The organism is Nocardia africana NBRC 100379, assembly GCF_001612635.1.
GTDB lineage: Bacteria > Actinomycetota > Actinomycetes > Mycobacteriales > Mycobacteriaceae > Nocardia > Nocardia africana.
This window is the reverse complement of the sequence record NZ_BDAV01000015.1, coordinates 222,576-239,071: the sequence shown is the minus strand read 5'-3', so window position 1 is coordinate 239,071 and position 16,496 is coordinate 222,576. Positions and strand designations below refer to the sequence as shown.

The window sequence follows — 16,496 nt, the reverse complement described above, 5'->3', positions numbered from 1 at the left end:
GGGCCACCGTCGCCGCCGGTGCGGCCGACGTAGGGTGACTCAGCGTGACCGGGGCTCGAGAACATGGCGACGACACCAGAAGCTCGCAGCTGCGTTCGTTCGGCGCCGCGCCGATGTGGGCCCGGATCGTTCCCGTGGCCTACAGCCTGGCGCTCGCCCTGCTCGTGGTCGGGCCGCTGTTGGGCCCGGGGTATCTGCTGCTGCGCGATGGCGTGAGCACCCCCCGGTCCTACCCGACCGATGCCGCGCTGGGCCTGGGTGACGCGGCGCCGCGCGCCGTACCGCAGGACGGATTGCTCGCCGCACTGTCGGTGGTGGTGGACGGCGGAATCGTCGTCAAGGCGATTCTGGTGCTGGCACTGACGGCCACCGGTTGGGGTGCGGCCCGGCTCGCGCACACCCTACTGGGCGTCTCCCTGGCACCCCGGCTCGTCGCCGCGACGGTCGCGATCTGGAATCCCTATGTCGCCGAACGGCTGCTGCAGGGCCATTGGAGCCTGCTCGCCGGCTACGCGGCACTGCCCTGGACCGTCGTCCTCGGGCAGCGGATAAGGGCCGGGGCCGGACGTGCTCACCCGGCGACGCGGGATCCCGGCACCACCACGGCGCGGGCCGATGTCGTCCGCGCGCCACGGGGAGACACCTCCGAGCAGGCGCCCGGCAACCGGACGAGGCCGGGGTGGGTGCACGCCGCCGGTTCGTGGGCGATGCTGGGCGGCGTACTCGCCGCGGCGGGTGTGACCCCGACCGGATCGCTGCTGGCAGGCCTGATGGCGGTGCTCACGGTGGGGCGGCGGAACCTTGTGGCCACGGTGGCGCTGTGGCTGGTGAGCGCCGGTCCGTGGCTGGTGGCCACGGCACTGTCCGGCAGCGGGGCCGAACCGTCCGATCCGGCGGGCGTGGCGGCCTTCGCCGCGCGGGCCGAACCGGGGCTCGGCACTCTGGGAAGCCTGGCCGGACTGGGCGGGATCTGGAACGGCGATGCCGTATCCGGCTCTCGGACAACGCTTTTCGCGGTGGTGTCGACCCTGGTTCTGCTGGCCGTGGTCGGGTCGGGCGTGCGCGCGGTGGCGGCGGCGGGTGACCCGTCCACGCGTTATCCACGGCGGATGACGCTGGTGCTGGCGGCGGTCTGCATCCTGCTACCCGCCCTGGGTGCGACGGGGTGGGGACTGTCTCTCGGCGAATCCCTGATCGCGCGCATCCCGGGCGCCGGACTGCTGCGCGACACCCAGAAGTATGTCGCGCTCGCCATGCCGGCCTACACCCTCTGCGCGGCCGCGGGCTGCCACGCCCTCGCGTCCTTCCGCCGTCGCGCATCGGAATTCGCGCGGCAACCCGCCCCGGAGACCGACACGGTTCACGCGGATGCGCCTGCCGAATCGGCGGCGGCCCCGAATACCTCTGCCGCGCAACCACTCCTCGCTGCGCTCTTCATCGCAGCGCTGATCCTGACCCTTCCCGACCTGGCCTGGGGAGTGGGTGGAGCGCTGCGACCGGTGCACTACCCGCCGGCCTGGCAGCGGGTGGCCGCGATGGTCGAGGGCCCCGGCGACGTCGCGGTACTGCCCGCCGGGATGTTCCGCGTATTCCCTTACAGCGGAAGGGTTCCCGTACTGGATCCGGCGCCTCGCATGCTGCGCTCGGACGTCTTGCAGACGGGGGTGCTGCCCGTCCGGGGCCGAGTGGTGGCGGGTGAGGGGGCACGGGCCCAGCGGGTGGAGAACCTCCTGCTCCGGGGAGCGGACCCCGCCGACCTCGCCGCTCAGGGCGTCGGCTGGATTCTCGTCGAACACCGCACGCCGGGAACGGTCGGCGAGGCGAAGACGACGCTGAGCCGGCTACAGCCGGTGTACTCCGACGCCGATCTGACGCTCTACCGCGTTCCGGGCGCGCGAGACGTAGCCAGGGCCACCGCCGCCGACCGCACCGTCGCCATCGCCGCGCACGCTCTGTGGGCAACTCTGCTCCTGGCCGGCCTCGCCGCGGCCCTGGCCGACCGGCGACGGGAGAGATGATTCGCACGGATCGGCAGTCGCGCCGCCGGACGGCGAGTATCGCCCGCCGATCAGCGGAGAGTCGGGGTGACGCAGTCGTCTCGCAGCGGCACCGACGTCGCCGTTACCGTCGCGCGTCCCGTCACCAGCCCCGACACATATTGTCCCCGGGCGGCGGCGGCCAGGACTTCACCGACTCCGTTGCCCGTCTGCTCCCAGGAGAACTCGCGAGCTCGCGTACGCGCCTTCTCTCCCATGACGATTCGCCCCTCGGCGTCGGCGAGCAGGTCACCCACGGTATCGGTGAGCTGGGTGGAGTCGTCCACCAGCACGCCGGTCACGCCGTCGACGATGGAGTCGGTGAGCCCGCGTGAACTGCGGTAGCCGATGGTCGGGACGCCGTGCTGCGCGGCCTCGATCACCGCGAGGCCCCACCCTTCCTTGCGCGACGGCAGCACCTGAACCCACGCGCGAGAGAGCAATTCGTGCTTGCGCGCTTCGTCGACGAAGCCGTGGAAGTCGACCGCGTCGGCGATACCCGAGCGGTGCGCGCGGTCTTTCAGGTTGTCGGCCCACCACCCGTCACCGATCACGTCCAGGCGCAGCCCGGGCAGGCGGTCACGCAGACCCGCGACCACGTCGAGCGCGTCCTCGATCTGCTTGTGCGGGACCAGCCTCGACAGCACGACGATGCTCGGATACGGGGTGCGGGTCGATTCGGCACCGGTCGGCGATTGCGCGGGCACGGGTTCGGCGCCGTTGCGCACCACCGCGATTCGCGTCGCATCCACCCCGAGCGAGGCGAGTTCCTCCGCGGAGGGCAGCGATACCGTCAGATATTGATTGCGCCGATGAACCCGCGGCGACAGCCGCGATTCGATCCACCAGCCGATCCGGCCGACCACACGCCCCGCTACCGGCCACTGCTCACGATGACCGTGATGCACCAGAACCACCGAGGGCGCCCCGGAGACCGTCCGGGCGAAGAACGGAATGCCGTTCTGGGTGTCGATCACCGCGTCCGGTCGTAATCCGCGCAGCGGGCCGAAGCCCAGCCGCCCGGCGGCGATGGCCGCCAGCGCTCGCGGATAGACGGTGAAGCGCCCGCCGGCCCGGCTGATCTCGATGCCATCGATACGTTCCCGGCGCGCCGCGCCCGGATAGTGCGCGGTCCGCAGCGTCACTTTCACTCCGCGGGCCGCCAACTGCGCACCCACCCGCTCGAGATACCGCTCGCTCCCGCCACCCTGCGGATGTCCGGTATCGCGCCAGCACAGCAGCAGGACTTCGCGCACGTCGGCACTCGGCCGGATCTCGTTCTCACCGCCGCCGGGCCCACAAAGCTGCGCCATGGCAGCGCGCTCACGAGGGCCGATTTCGGGCACAGCGGTTCTCCAGATCGTTCACGTCGGGCGACAGTGGGGTCCACGATAGCGGCCGACGGCCGTTCCCGGTCGCTGCGGTGGCCGCATAGACTGGCGCGGCCATGCTCCGATCCGACGCAACCGGCCCGCGTCCTCGCTTCGCGCGCCGGGCCACCCTTCGCCGTTCACTGCGCCTGTTGGGCAGTTTCCGCTTCGAACAAACCGATCCGGCGCGGTTCTACGGCGGGATCGCCGCCGATACCGCCGATCTGATAGCCGATTTCTATCGAGATCTGACCGGGCGGGACCTCAGCGGCACCGTGATAGTCGACGTGGGCGGAGGACCCGGATACTTCGCGGACGAATTCGCGGCGGCGGGCGCGCGCTACCTCCCGATCGAGCCCGATCCGGCCGAAATGCACGCCGCCGGGCTCACCGTCGCCGGCGCGGTCCGCGGTTCCGGAATGGCGCTGCCCATCCGCGACGACGCCGTCGACATCTGCCTTTCCTCGAATGTCGCCGAACATGTGCCGCAGCCGTGGGTGATGGCCGACGAGATGCTGCGTATCACCAAACCGGGCGGTCTGATGGTGCTGTCCTACACGGTGTGGCTCGGACCGTTCGGCGGGCACGAGACGGGTCCGTGGCATTACCTCGGCGGCGAATTCGCGGCCCGGCGCTATACCCGCCGCACCGGAAAGCAGCCCAAGAACCGCTTCGGCCGCTCACTGTTCGCCGTCACCGCCGCCGACGGGCTGCGATGGGCGCGCGACAACGGAGGACGGGCCCGCATCCTCGCCACCTTCCCCCGCTACCACCCCCGCTGGGCGTGGTGGGTGACGCGCATTCCGGGCGTGCGGGAATTCCTGGTCAGCAATCTGGTCGTCGTCGCGGCCAAGCCCCTCCGCTGAGCCGCCTCCGGGATCTACTCCAGCCATCCCCGCCGGCGGGTGCGCCGCGCCGGTTCGCTCCACGGCGGCTCCTGCATGGCCAGGCCGACGGTTTCCAGCGGGGTCAGGCCGACGCGGTTGGCGAGCGAGCGGACCGCCGCCACCGCCTCGGCCGCCTGCAGCGCCGCCGTCGCCTGTTCGAGCGTCAAGGTCCGGCCGGGCAGAAAGGACACCACCCAGCCCCCGGTACCGACGGACCTCGCCTGATGTGGGGTCTGATCACTGGTCATCAGCGATCGGCCGACCACTTGCACCGCCATGATTCGGACTCCCCTGCGATTGCATTTGTAAAATCGTCCGACAATGTTTGCTCTAAGCATGCTCTGCAATCTCAGGAAACGCAATAGTGCGTTTTGCGAAAAGTGAACCACGAGGTAGGATTTCGCGCCTTTCGGCTGGGCGATCGGTCCGGGATGTCCGCTGCGCGCAGTATGTGACGCAGGGGAATGCGCGTCGAATCAGTTCTCGGACAAGCGAACTCGCAGCACCGGCTGCGGTCTGCCCTGCGGACGCGGTGCGGCGAGGTCGATCTCGACCTGCCATCCGGGCGGCAGCACAGCCTGCAACCGCGCCGCAGCACGCTGTAGCGGCGTACTTGCCGCCGTCGGCGCGAACTCCACTCCAGGATCGGCCCACCGCGGATCGGCTAATCCCGAGACAGCATCGAATCCGAGTTCGGTCATGCCCACACCCACCTCCCACTTACCCCGACCGGTCGGCCAGACAACGGAATCCACGAGCACCTGCACGTAGTCAGTTCAGCCGAGTAGTTAATTCCCCGCAACCGCGGGGAGCATTCGTGAGATGCAGAACACATCCAGAATAGGACAAGCGCGCCATTCCGCACGCGGAACCGCGGAAATGACGAACCGCCCGCCCCGTCGCAAAGACGGTGCGGGCGGCTCGCTTTCGTCGTTCGGGTGGGCCGGCGTCTCCCGACCGGCCCTCCGACTAGCCCAGACGCTGCTTGAGCGCCTCGAATTCGTCACGCACGCCGGAGGGCAGCTTGTCGCCGACGAATTCGAACCACTCCTCGATCAGCGGGATCTCCCTGCGCCACTCGTCGAGGTCGACCTTCAGCGAGGCGTCGACGTCGGCGGGGTCCACATCCAGACCCTCGAGGTCCAAGTGTCCGGCGGTGGGCACATTGCCGATCGCGGTGGCCTCGGCCTCGGCCTTGCCCTCGATCCGGTTGACGATCCACTCCAGCACGCGGGAGTTCTCGCCGAAGCCCGGCCACAGGAAGCGGCCGTCCTCGCCGCGGCGGAACCAGTTGACGTAGAAGATCTTCGGCAACTTGGTGGCGTCGGCGTTCTTGCCCAGGTTGATCCAGTGGTTCATGTAGTCACCGACGTGGTAGCCCATGAACGGCAGCATGGCCATCGGATCGCGGCGCACATTGCCGACCTTGCCCTCGGCCGCGGCGGTCTGCTCGGAAGACATTGTGGCGCCCATGAATACGCCGTGCTGCCAGTCGAAGGACTCGGTCACCAGCGGGATCGTGGTCTTGCGGCGGCCGCCGAACAGAATCGCCGAGATCGGCACGCCCTGCGGGTCGTCCCACTCCGGGGCGAGGGTCGGGCACTGCGACATCGGCGTGCAGTAGCGCGAGTTCGGATGCGCGGCAAGGGTTTCGGTCTCGCGCAGGTACCAGTCGTTACCCTTCCAGTCGATCAGGTGGTCGGGCTCGCCCTCGAGGCCCTCCCACCAGACGTCGCGGTCGTCGGTCAGCGCGACGTTGGTGTAGACGGTGTTGCCGGCCTCGAGCGTGGCCATCGCGTTCGGATTCGACTTGTGGTTGGTGCCCGGGGCGACGCCGAAGAAGCCGAACTCCGGGTTCACCGCGTACAGGCGGCCGTCCTCGCCGAAGCGCATCCACGCGATGTCGTCACCCAGCGTCTCGGCGCGCCAGCCCGGGACGGTCGGCTGCAGCATCGCCAGGTTCGTCTTACCGCAGGCGCTCGGGAACGCGGCGGCGACGTAGTAGTTCTTGTTCTCAGGGGAGATCAGCTTGAGGATCAGCATGTGCTCGGCCAGCCAGCCCTCGTCGTGCGCCATCGCCGAGGCGATGCGCAGCGAGTAGCACTTCTTGCCCAGCAGCGCGTTACCGCCGTAGCCCGAACCGTAGGACCAGATCTCGCGGTCCTCGGGGAAGTGGGTGATGTACTTGGTGTCGTTGCACGGCCAGGGGACATCGGCCTCGCCCTCGGCCAGCGGCGCGCCGACCGAATGCAGCGCCTTCACGAACGGGCGATCGGTGCCCAGCTTCTCCAGCGCCGCCTTGCCCATGCGGGTCATCACGCGCATCGACACCACGACGTATTCGGAGTCGGTGAGTTCGACGCCCAGCTTGGGGTCCGCGGCGCCCAGCGGGCCCATGCAGAACGGCACCACGTACATGGTGCGGCCCTTCATGCTGCCGCGGTACAGCTCGGTCATGGTGGCGCGCATCTCGTTCGGGTCGACCCAGTTGTTGGTCGGGCCGGCGTCGGCCTCGGTGCGCGAACAGATGAAGGTGCGCGACTCGACGCGGGCGACGTCGGAGGGGTCCGACAGCGCGAGGAAGGAATTCGGCTTCTTGGACTCGTTGAGCTTCTGGAAGGTGCCGGCCTCGACCAGTTGTGTGGTCAGCCGGTCCCATTCCTCATCGGAACCGTCGGCCCAGACGACCCGCTCCGGCTGGGTGAGCTCTGCGACCTCCTGCACCCAGGCGAGCAGTCCGGCATGCTTGGTCGGCGCGGTGCCATCGGATCCGTGAAGACCAGGAATGGTCGCTGAGGTCATGAAAACTCTCCTGAGATGAGCGGCGGGCCGGAAAACTGCCGAAAACAGCTTTCAACACCAGGAAGGCCGCCGTTGGCTGTGGACATCCGCCCGGCTCGCCGAACAGCGCGCCCCGGCTGGGCGGCGTACGAGAACGAGACGGACACCCGGATTCCTTAAGTAAAGAGGTTAACGCGATGTGACGGTCGGTACGGAATGGGGTTGCTCACTCGGGACCCGCTCGAAACCTTCGCCCCTCACCAGGACCGCAGCTGTGCGGAACCGGCAAACCGCGACCGGCTCGGGTCAACCGGCGACCGCGGCCGCCAGAATCGCCAGATCGCGTTCACAGGCGGCCACCCGAGCGGGCTGTTCGGCGGCGGTGCGGCGCAGTTGCGCCTCCAGCTCCGCGACCCGGCGGTCGGCCTCGACCATGCGGGCGGTGCTCGCGCGCACCACCTGGTCGGTCAGCTCGGACTCGGCCTCCACCAGGGCCGTCGCCACCCGCTGCTCCAGCTGGGCCTTCACGTTCACCAGCACATCGGTCACCCATTGCCGCAGATGTGCCCGATCGGCCAGATGCCCCCGGGCCTGCACCACCCACCACGCCACGCCCGCGCCGAGCGCCAAGGTGACCGGCACGGTCGCGTAATCCAAGGCCGGCACCAGCGACAACGGCGCAACGATCAACCGGCCGAGGCCGAAACCCGCCGATGCGCCCAGGGCGATCATCAGCCGATCCTCGACACCGCGGTGGCGGCGCTCCGGATCGGGGCCGATTCGGGGTGCGGGATCGGTCGGGGGAGCCGGCGGTGCGGCGAGCGCGGGCTGCGCCGGCGAACCGGCCACCGCATCGATCTGGCGGGCGAGTTCGGCCAGGCGGTAGCGGACCACGCCGTCGAGTTCGGCGGTGGCCTGATTCACCGCCCCCTGCAACAGATCGGGATAGCCGCGCACCGAGCGGCGGTCGAGCCGGTCCAGATCGGCACGGGCGGTGGCGTTCAGGGTGCGGACGCGGGTACCGGCCTCGTGCGTCAGATCGACCCGGGCCAACTGCAGCCGATTGCGCAGGGCGGCCAGGGCCTGGGCACGCCCACCGTCGCGCCCGGCCAGCGCGGCGGTCCGTTCGGCGCGCAGGGCGGCGACCGCACTGCCCGAGCGCAGCGCCTCGATCTGCCCCAGCACCCGGGCGCGGGTGTCGGCGAGCACCCGGGCGGTGACTCCGGCCAGTTGCTCGGGGCCGACCCGGGCTCCGACGGCGGCGCTGAGCTGGGCGTGCAGGGCGGCCAGGCCGGAGCGGTCCAGCAGCGCGGCGTCGCCGTTGCCGCGCGCGGCCACGGCCAGGCGCGCCGACACCGGAAGGATCTCGGGCTCGGCGCCGAGTACCCGGGCCAGCATGGCGGTATCGCGCTCCAGCACCGAACGCCAGTCGGGGTGAGCGTGAATTCCGTTCATGGCGAACAGGATTCGCGTTCCCACCGCGTGCAAGCGGGCCACCGGATCGAGCAGTGCGGAACCGACGGCGGCGCCGGGATCCACCAGCACCAGCGCCACCGGCGGACCGCTGCCGGGGCCGAAATCGGTGGCGGCGACCAGGGTTGCCGGATCGGCCACCGGATCGGTGAGTGCCACGCGCGGTTCGAAGCGGGACAGTTCGGTGCGCAGCAGGGTGGTGTTGGCATCGTCCGGTCCGATGACGGTGACCGGAACAGGCTGTGCTGCAACGGTTTCCGTATGGACCGCGGTAACTCCGCCCGGCGCGGCGGGTTTCGGGACCGGTTCGGCCGGAACCGCGCGCAGCAACGCGGAGCCCTGCGGATTCCACCGCTCGACGACGGCCAGCACCTCGGGATCCAACCCGGCCGCGCCGCCCGTCCGCCGGCCGTTCAGCTCGGCCGCCGCTCCGGGTACCTCACAGTCCGGCACTACTCATCCGCTCCCACATCCGCATGTATCCGTTGTGCAGCCGGATCGCGGCGCGGCGGGCGGCGGCCGGCATATCGCTGGCGGCCACCGCGCGCCAGCGTTGCGCGCGAACCAGCGCGTCGTCGGCGTCCGCCGGCGTCGCCGACGGATATCCGGCCGCGAGATGACGAACCTCCGGGCGAGCCAGTCCGGCCTGCAGCGCGGTCCACAGCGCCTCGTCACCGGCCAGGTAATCCTCGATCAGGTCGCGGGCACGCCCGCCGTCACCCTGCGGGATCGCGCGGGCGGCGATGCGAGCCAGCTCGTCGAGCAGATCACCGCCGCGCAAGGCCGCGATCTGCTCGTAGCGCTGGTGCAGACGCGCGTGCACCGGATCGATCCCGCTCACGGCGTGCAGTAGCTGCAGCAACTGCTGCGGTCCCAGCTCCGGTTCGTGACGCAGTGCGACCAGGGCACAGCTCACCCCGTACAGGCCCCAGCGCTCCAGGAGCGCCTGGCGATCGGCCACATCGGGCCCTGCCGATCGGTCGACGAACAGGTCGGGGGAGAGCGTGAGCGCCGCGCCGCCACCGGCCGCATGGCGGCGCAGCGTGCGCAGATCGTCGTCGCTCGGTGTGCCGGCGCGGGTACGGACGGCCAGTTCGGCGACCATCGGCGCCACCGGAACGCCCAGCACATGCGCCGCCTGATCGGCGGCCACCACCGCATCGCCCCAGCGTGAGCCCACGGCATCGGCCTTGTTGAGCACGACCATCGTGGTGTCGGGCCGCAAGGATTCGAGGACGCGGCGATCGGCGGCCTGCAGCGAACCCGCCAGCACATAGACCACGAGATCGGCGTCGAGCACCGGATCCGGCACGCCCGGCTGATCCACCGGCGCGGTCTCCTCCGCCGACATCAGGGCCAACCCCCGCAACAACGTCGACTTCCCGGCACCGGCCCGGCCGGTCACCTGAATCCGCAGCGGCCGCCGGAAGGCCACGGCCGCGCTCGCCAGCTGATCGGCGATGCCCGGTGCGGACCCGGCGCCGATCCGCACGGTGGAGATGAGTTGTTCGAGCTCCGGCACGGGCCCGGCGTGGTCGTTCACGAAGCCCGGCGAAGCGCTGGACGCAGTGGCTCTCGACACGGTTGATACCCCCTTCCGGCGGCAAATTCTGTCAGAAGCCGCGGTGGTTGTCGGCACCGACCGGATTTTCACCGGCAGGTCCGATGTTCGTTGCGCCACACGATGATGTGTAATCGATCACACGAAACCGCTTGCCCGAGCCCGCGACCGGCGACGATGGCCTGTGGATCGACAATCACCGCAGGTGAGCGGGATTCGGCGCGGAATTGGGAATCTCTCCGGTGGAACGATGGTTGCGCCTGTGGCACAGCATAATTCGACAGTGGTGAACTATCGGGTCACGGATCCGATCACCTACGCTGAAGCCGCCGGCGGCACCGCCGGTGCGCGGCCTCGGCGGTGTGGAACCCGGTCGGCCGTGCGCCTGTGCGCCGGCCCCGTGGATCCGAAGGAGGTTGCGATGAGCGTCAACGTGGACGTCATCGGTGACGACGGCGCCGCCGTCGCGACGAAGAACGAACGGCCGTTGCCGCCGTCGCAGGACCCCTTCTATCGCGCACCCGCCGACGTCGCCGCACACGCACCCGGAACCGTCCTGCGCAGCCGGCCCGTGCAGATCGCGCTGCTGGGCCTGATTCCGCAGCGGGTGACGGCGTGGCAGCTGCTGTACCGCAGCAACGACCTGCACGGTAACGCCGAGGTCGCGGTGACCACGGTGCTGCTGCCCGCCGATGCCGATCCGGCCGAACGCCGCCCGCTGCTGGCCTTCGAATCGGCGATCGACGCCGTCACCGAGCGCTGCGCTCCCTCCTATGTTCTCCGCCGCGGAGCCATCGTCCCCGGCGCGATCACCCAGCTCGAACTGCTGCTCGTCGCCAACGCACTGCGGCGCGGCTGGGCGGTGAGCATCGCCGATCACGAGGGACCCGACGGCCGTTTCGGTGCGCCCCGGGAACCGGGTTACCGCTCGCTCGACGGCATCCGTGCCGCCATGCGCTTCCGGCCGTTGGGACTCGATACCGATACTCCCGTCGTGGTCTGGGGTTATTCCGGTGGCGGGATGGCCGGCTCCTGGCTGGTCGAGATGGCTCCTACCTATGCGCCCGAGCTGACCATCGCCGGTGCGGTACTCGGTGCGCCGGTCGGCGATCCGGGTGAGGTGTTCATCCGGCTGAACGGCGGTCGGTACGCCGGGTTCCCCGCCATCGTGATCTCGGCGCTGCGCCAGGTATATCCGGCACTCGAGGACGTGCTCGACAAGCACATCACCGGCGCCGGGGAACGCCTGCTGGAACGCGCGGCTCAGCTGCCACCGATCGTGGCGCTGGCCCGGCTGGCCGGCCACGACGTCAGCAAATACCTCGATCACCCGCTGGAAGAGGTGTTGAGCACCCCCGCGATGTGCGAGATGTTCGACGATATGCGGCTCGGAAAGCACACCCCGCACTGTCCGATCCTGGTGATCCAGCCGCTGCACGATCGCATCATCGACGTGTCGTGTATCGATGCGCAGGTCGAGCGCTATCGCGCGGGTGGCGCCGCCGTCGGATACCTGCGCGACCGGCTGAGCGACCACTTCACGCTGTTACCGCTGGCCACGCCGCTGAGCCTGGACTGGCTGGCCGACCGCATCGCCGGCCGTCCGGTCACCGACGCCGACACCGATACCCGGACCGTCTGGTCGGTGGTGGCGTCCCCCTCGCGCTGGCGCGGGCTGTTCGAGCTGGCCGGTACCGCGGGCCGGATGATCCTGGGCCTGCCGCTGGGCAGGCAGAGCGAACCGGAACTGCCGCAGACACAGCCGCTGGCTGCCTGACACCGGGCCCCGCGCCCACTCGGCAACACTCCTGACCCGGGATTTTCCTGCTCGACGCGGTCGATTGCGGCCCTGATCATCGAATACTGGACAATGGACGCCGTGAACGACGCCGCGAACGACACCGCTGGTAGCGACGGGGCCGGAGGCGGCAGCTTGCGTAACCACGAAGGCCCCCGCGAACAGCGCGAAGATACCGCTGGTAGCGACGGGGCCGGAGGCGGCAGCTTGCGTAACCACGAAGGCGCCCACCCCGAGCGTGAGTCCTCCCGCCTCTACCCACGGGTGACGAGCTTCCGCTCGCGCCGTGGCGCGTTGACCGCGACCCAGCAGCAATCCTGGGAGCGGATGTGGCCGCGCATCGGCCGCGAGGTGAGCGACGAACCACTCGACGCCGCCGCCTGGTTCGGCCGGACCGCGCCGCTGATCATCGAGATCGGCTGTGGCACGGGGACGGCGACCGCAGCGATGGCCCAGGCCGAGCCGCAGTTCGACCTGATCGGCATCGAGGTGTACAAACCCGGTCTCGCCCAGCTCGTGCAGCGGATCGAGCGCGAAGGCATCGAGAACATCCGGCTCCTGCGCGGGGATGCCGTCGACGTCCTCGAACACATGATTGCCAAAGATTCGCTAGCTGGCGTGCGAGTCTTCTTCCCGGACCCCTGGCCGAAGGCTCGCCACCACAAGCGCCGGCTGCTGCAGCCGGCGACGATGACCTTGATCGCCAGCCGCCTGCAGCGCGGCGGGATTCTGCACGTAGCCACCGACCATGCCGGCTACGCCGAACACATCGCCGAGGTGGGCGCGGGAGAACCGCAGCTCGTAGGCCTGAACGAGGCCACCGGCGGCGATGTGGAACACCCCGGAACCGAGACGGTGATCGGCCTCGAACGCCCGGTGACGAAGTTCGAGAGCAAGGCGCATCGAGCCGGAAGCGCCATCACCGAGTTCATTTGGGGGAAGATCTAACTATGAGTCTCAGGGAGATGGCCCAGCCGGCCGACGAGGTTGCCGGAACAGTGCGCGGCGACGAATCGGACGTCGTCGCCGGCGCGGCGACCCCCGCCACGCCGGTCGCCGAACCCGCCGGCGTGCGGCGGGTGCTGCTGGTGTGGGACGCACCGAACCTGGATATGGGCCTGGGCGCGATCCTCGGCGGCCGTCCCACCGCGGCGTACCGGCCGCGTTTCGACGCACTCGGCCGCTGGCTGCTGGCCCGCACCGCCGAGTTGTCCGCCGGCAGCACGCAGCGCATCGAACCCGAGGCCACCGTCTTCACCAATATCGCCCCGGGGACTGCCGATGTGGTGCGTCCGTGGGTCGAGGCGCTGCGCAACGTCGGCTACGCGGTCTTCGCCAAACCGAAGATCGACGAGGATTCCGACGTCGACAGCGACATGCTGGCACATATCCAGTTACGCCGCGGCGGAGCCGGTCTCGCGGGGATCATGGTGGCCTCCGCGGACGGTCAGGCCTTCCGCGAACCGCTCGAGGAGGTCGCGGCGACCGGAGTTCCGGTCCAGGTGCTCGGATTCCGCGAGCACGCGAGTTGGGCTGTCACGTCCGATATCCTCGATTTCGTCGATCTCGAGGACATCCCGGGCGTGTTCCGTGAACCGCTGCCCCGGGTCAGCCTCGACTCGCTGCCCGACGAGGGAGCCTGGCTGCAGCCCTTCCGGCCGCTGTCCGCACTGCTCACCTCCCGCCCCGCTCAAGGAGTCGCTTAGTGTTCACCCGCTGGGGCGAGCTGGTCCACAGGTTCCGCTACACCGTGCTGGGTGTAGCGGTGGCCGCACTTCTCGCCCTGGGCGCGTACGGGTTCGGTCTGGAAAACCATCTGAGCTCCAGCGGCTGGTTCGACCCCGGTGCGGAGTCCTCGCAGGCCGCGGTGCTCAAGGACCAGGTCTACGGCCGCGACCACATGTCCGATGTGATCGTGCTCTACACCGCGCCGGACGGTAAGACCATCGACGATCCGGAGTTCGGGCGGAAGATCACCGACAATCTCAACAGCCTGCCCAGGGACCATCCGGACCAGATCAGCAAGGTCAACGTCGCCTACTGGAAGACCGAGACGGGCGATTGGAGCGCCTCGGCCACCGGTAGTAAGGACAAGAAGTACGCGTTCGCGTCGGTCGCCATCAAGGGTGACGACGACACGACCACGATGAACAACTACCGCGCGGTCAAGAACGCCTTCTACATCCCGGGTGTAGATGTCCAGCTGGCGGGCATGCAACCGGTCGCGGGAGAGCTGAACGACACCATCGCCTCCGACCAGAAGCGCATGGAGATGCTGGCCATTCCGGCCGTCGCGATCCTGCTGTTCTTCATCTTCGGCGGTGTCGTCGCCGCGGCCCTGCCGCTGATCATCGGTGGTCTCACCGTCCTCGGCGCCAACGGCATCGTCATGGCGATCACCCATGTCACCGAGGTGAACTCGTTCGTCGGGGCCGTGGTGTCGATGATCGGCCTGGGCCTGGCGATCGACTACGGCTTGTTCATAGTCAGCCGATTCCGCGAGGAACTGGCCGAGGGTTACACCACCCGCCAGGCCGTACGCCGATCGGTGATGACCGCCGGACGCACGGTCACCTTCTCGGCGACCATGATCATCGCCGCCAGCGCCGGCATGCTGCTGTTCCCGCAGGGCTTCCTGAAATCGGTCGCCTACGGCACCATCGCGACCGTGCTGCTGGCCGCACTGGCCTCGCTCACCATCCTGCCCGCGCTGCTGTCCATCCTCGGACCGCGCGTCGACGCGCTGGGATTCAAGCGGTTCCGCAAGACCAAGACCGCCGAAGAGGTCGAGAACGGGTTCTGGGGCCGCACCACGCAGTGGGTGATGAAGCACCCGCTGAAGGTGGCGGTGCCGCTGTGCATCATCCTGCTGCTGCTGATCATCCCGGTGAAGAACCTGAAGTTCGGCGGTATCAGCGAAACCTATCTGCCGCCGGACAATCCGACCCGCGTGGCGCAGGAGAAGTTCGACGAGATCTTCCCGCTGCGCCAGACCGACCCGATCCAGCTGGTCATCACCACCCAGAACACCGGCGAGATCAAGGCCATCCTCGACGAGGCCAGTGGCGCACCCGGACTCACCGATCCGTTCGGCACCCCGGGCATCCCGCCGAACGGCTCCGACGTCTGGGTGTCCGAGGCGACCATGGCGCCGGACGCGAACGTCGAGGACACGATCGCCTATCTGCGTTCGATCCACGTCCCCGACGATGTGGATCTGATGGTCGGCGGCCAGCCGGTTCTGATGCAGGACAGCATCGATTCGCTGCTGGACCGCATGCCGCTGATGATCGTGCTGGTCGTCTTCGTGACCACGCTGCTGATGTTCTTGACCTTCGGCTCACTGGTGCTGCCGATCAAGGCGGCGTTGATGAGCGCGCTGGGCCTGGGCTCCACGCTCGGCATCCTGACCTGGATCTTCGTCGACGGCCACGGCGCCGGGCTGCTCAATTTCACACCGCAGCCGATCATGTCGCCGGTGCTGGTGTTGATCATGGCGGTGATCTACGGCCTGTCCACCGACTACGAGGTCTTCCTGCTCTCCCGCATGGTGGAGGCGCGCGCCCAGGGCGCGAGTACCACCGAATCGGTGCGCACCGGAACCGCGCAGACCGGTCGCATCATCACCGCCGCGGCGCTGATCCTGCTCGTGGTGGTCGGCGCGTTCGCCTTCTCCGATCTGGTGATGATGCAGTACATCGCCTACGGCATGATGGCCGCGCTGTTCATCGACGCCACCGTGCTGCGCATGCTGCTCGTTCCCGCGACGATGAAACTGCTGGGTGACGACTGCTGGTGGGCCCCGGCCTGGATGAAGCGCATTCAGCAGCGCATCGGCCTGGGCGAACCCATCCTCGACGACGAACGTCCGGGCACCGGCGAGGTCGTCGACCTGGTCAAGACCACGCCGGTGACCGATCCGGTGACCATGCAGCTGCCGCAGCTGCCCGACGGGACGCCGAAGGGCCCGCGCAAGCCGCGGCGGTTGAAGTTCCTGCGCGTCGACCCGGAGGCCCCGACCGAGCAGTTGGATCGCATCGATCCGGCCGCGGCCGGTGCGCCCACGCGCGCGACCCACGCCAAGAGCCCGACCGCGCCGCGCGCGGAGAGCCCGACGCAGTCACGAGCCGAGGGGACCGACCGGACTCGCGTCGAGAGTTCCGAACCGTCGCGGGCAGAGGGCACCGAGCCGTCGGCGTCGCGGAGTGGGGGGCTCGAGGCGCGGGCCGGCGAGCCGGCGAAACAGCGGGCAGCGGAATCCGTTGCTCTCTCGGACGCCGAGGCCCAGAAGTCCGGCTCGTCCGCATCGGAGAAGCCGGACAAGGCCGAGAAGCCCGGGAAGTCGGAGAAGTCCCCGAAGCGCAAGCGTTTCGGCTTGCGCCGGTCGGACTCCGGCGCAGATGCGCCGTCGGCCGATTCGGGCAATGCCTCGCCCGGCGATCACGCTGACGACGCCTCGGACGGCACCGCGAATCAGGCACCGCCCGCTGCCCCTGGCTCCGCCGATGCCGCTCCGGCACACTCCCCGTCGGGTCCGGAGGCCGGTCGCTCGTCAACCTCGCCGCAAACGCCGGGCATCCGTTCCTCCCG

General features: G+C 69.3%; 11 protein-coding genes and 1 pseudogene. 6 read left to right on the top strand and 6 right to left on the bottom strand.

What is annotated here, in order from left to right; translation table 11 throughout:
* Window positions 1-113: 113 nt before the first annotated feature.
* Window positions 114-2,018: an MmpA family trehalose lipid delivery protein gene (locus NA3_RS27510; protein WP_062966639.1), complete on the top strand. Its 1,905-nt coding sequence runs from the start codon at window positions 114-116 to the stop codon at window positions 2,016-2,018.
* Between the two features lie 50 nt (window positions 2,019-2,068).
* Here the strand turns inward: NA3_RS27510 and NA3_RS27505 are convergent, their stop codons facing one another.
* Entirely contained in the window at window positions 2,069-3,292 is a 1,224-nt protein-coding gene (locus NA3_RS27505; protein WP_062966638.1) for a glycosyltransferase family 4 protein, read from the bottom strand.
* Window positions 3,293-3,483: 191 nt separating this feature from the next.
* Here NA3_RS27505 and NA3_RS27500 point away from each other — a divergent pair, with 191 nt between their 5' ends.
* Entirely contained in the window at window positions 3,484-4,272 is a 789-nt protein-coding gene (locus NA3_RS27500) for a class I SAM-dependent methyltransferase (RefSeq protein ID WP_062966528.1), read from the top strand.
* Between the two features lie 14 nt (window positions 4,273-4,286).
* On the opposite strand, the gene NA3_RS27495 is transcribed toward NA3_RS27500, so the two are convergent.
* The 5 genes from NA3_RS27495 to NA3_RS27475 all read right to left on the bottom strand — a co-directional run bounded on the left by NA3_RS27495 (window position 4,287) and on the right by NA3_RS27475 (window position 10,129).
* Window positions 4,287-4,571 carry a hypothetical protein gene (locus NA3_RS27495; RefSeq protein WP_062966527.1) on the bottom strand — a complete coding sequence of 95 codons (285 nt, stop codon included), beginning with the start codon at window positions 4,569-4,571 and terminating at the stop codon, window positions 4,287-4,289.
* Between the two features lie 198 nt (window positions 4,572-4,769).
* Window positions 4,770-4,994 (bottom strand): hypothetical protein, encoded by a 225-nt coding sequence (locus NA3_RS27490; protein ID WP_128145004.1) that lies wholly within the window; start codon window positions 4,992-4,994, stop codon window positions 4,770-4,772.
* A 268-nt stretch (window positions 4,995-5,262) separates the two neighbouring features.
* Window positions 5,263-7,095: a phosphoenolpyruvate carboxykinase (GTP) gene (locus tag NA3_RS27485; RefSeq protein ID WP_062966525.1), complete on the bottom strand. Its 1,833-nt coding sequence runs from the start codon at window positions 7,093-7,095 to the stop codon at window positions 5,263-5,265.
* Window positions 7,096-7,380: 285 nt separating this feature from the next.
* Window positions 7,381-9,000 (bottom strand): hypothetical protein, encoded by a 1,620-nt coding sequence (locus NA3_RS27480; protein ID WP_227995604.1) that lies wholly within the window; start codon window positions 8,998-9,000, stop codon window positions 7,381-7,383.
* Window positions 8,987-10,129, bottom strand: coding sequence for a hypothetical protein (locus NA3_RS27475; protein ID WP_227995605.1), 1,143 nt, complete (start codon window positions 10,127-10,129; stop codon window positions 8,987-8,989). The genes NA3_RS27480 and NA3_RS27475 overlap by 14 nt, the downstream gene beginning before the upstream one ends.
* Before the next feature lie 400 nt (window positions 10,130-10,529).
* Here NA3_RS27475 and NA3_RS27470 point away from each other — a divergent pair, with 400 nt between their 5' ends.
* From NA3_RS27470 to NA3_RS39520, 4 genes and pseudogenes are all read left to right on the top strand, one after another.
* Complete coding sequence (locus NA3_RS27470) at window positions 10,530-11,885, top strand: lipase family protein (RefSeq protein ID WP_062966636.1); 1,356 nt, start codon at window positions 10,530-10,532, stop codon at window positions 11,883-11,885.
* Window positions 11,886-11,987: 102 nt separating this feature from the next.
* A complete protein-coding gene (trmB, locus tag NA3_RS27465) occupies window positions 11,988-12,854 on the top strand; it encodes a tRNA (guanosine(46)-N7)-methyltransferase TrmB (protein ID WP_439956192.1) in 867 nt (288 codons plus the stop codon).
* Window positions 12,855-12,856: 2 nt separating this feature from the next.
* On the top strand, window positions 12,857-13,612 hold the full coding sequence (locus NA3_RS27460) for an NYN domain-containing protein (protein ID WP_062966523.1): 756 nt from the start codon (window positions 12,857-12,859) through the stop codon (window positions 13,610-13,612).
* Window positions 13,612-16,260, top strand: a pseudogene (locus tag NA3_RS39520) (MMPL family transporter); the annotation flags it as partial. The gene NA3_RS27460 and the pseudogene NA3_RS39520, both read left to right, overlap by 1 nt.
* Window positions 16,261-16,496: the final 236 nt, after the last annotated feature.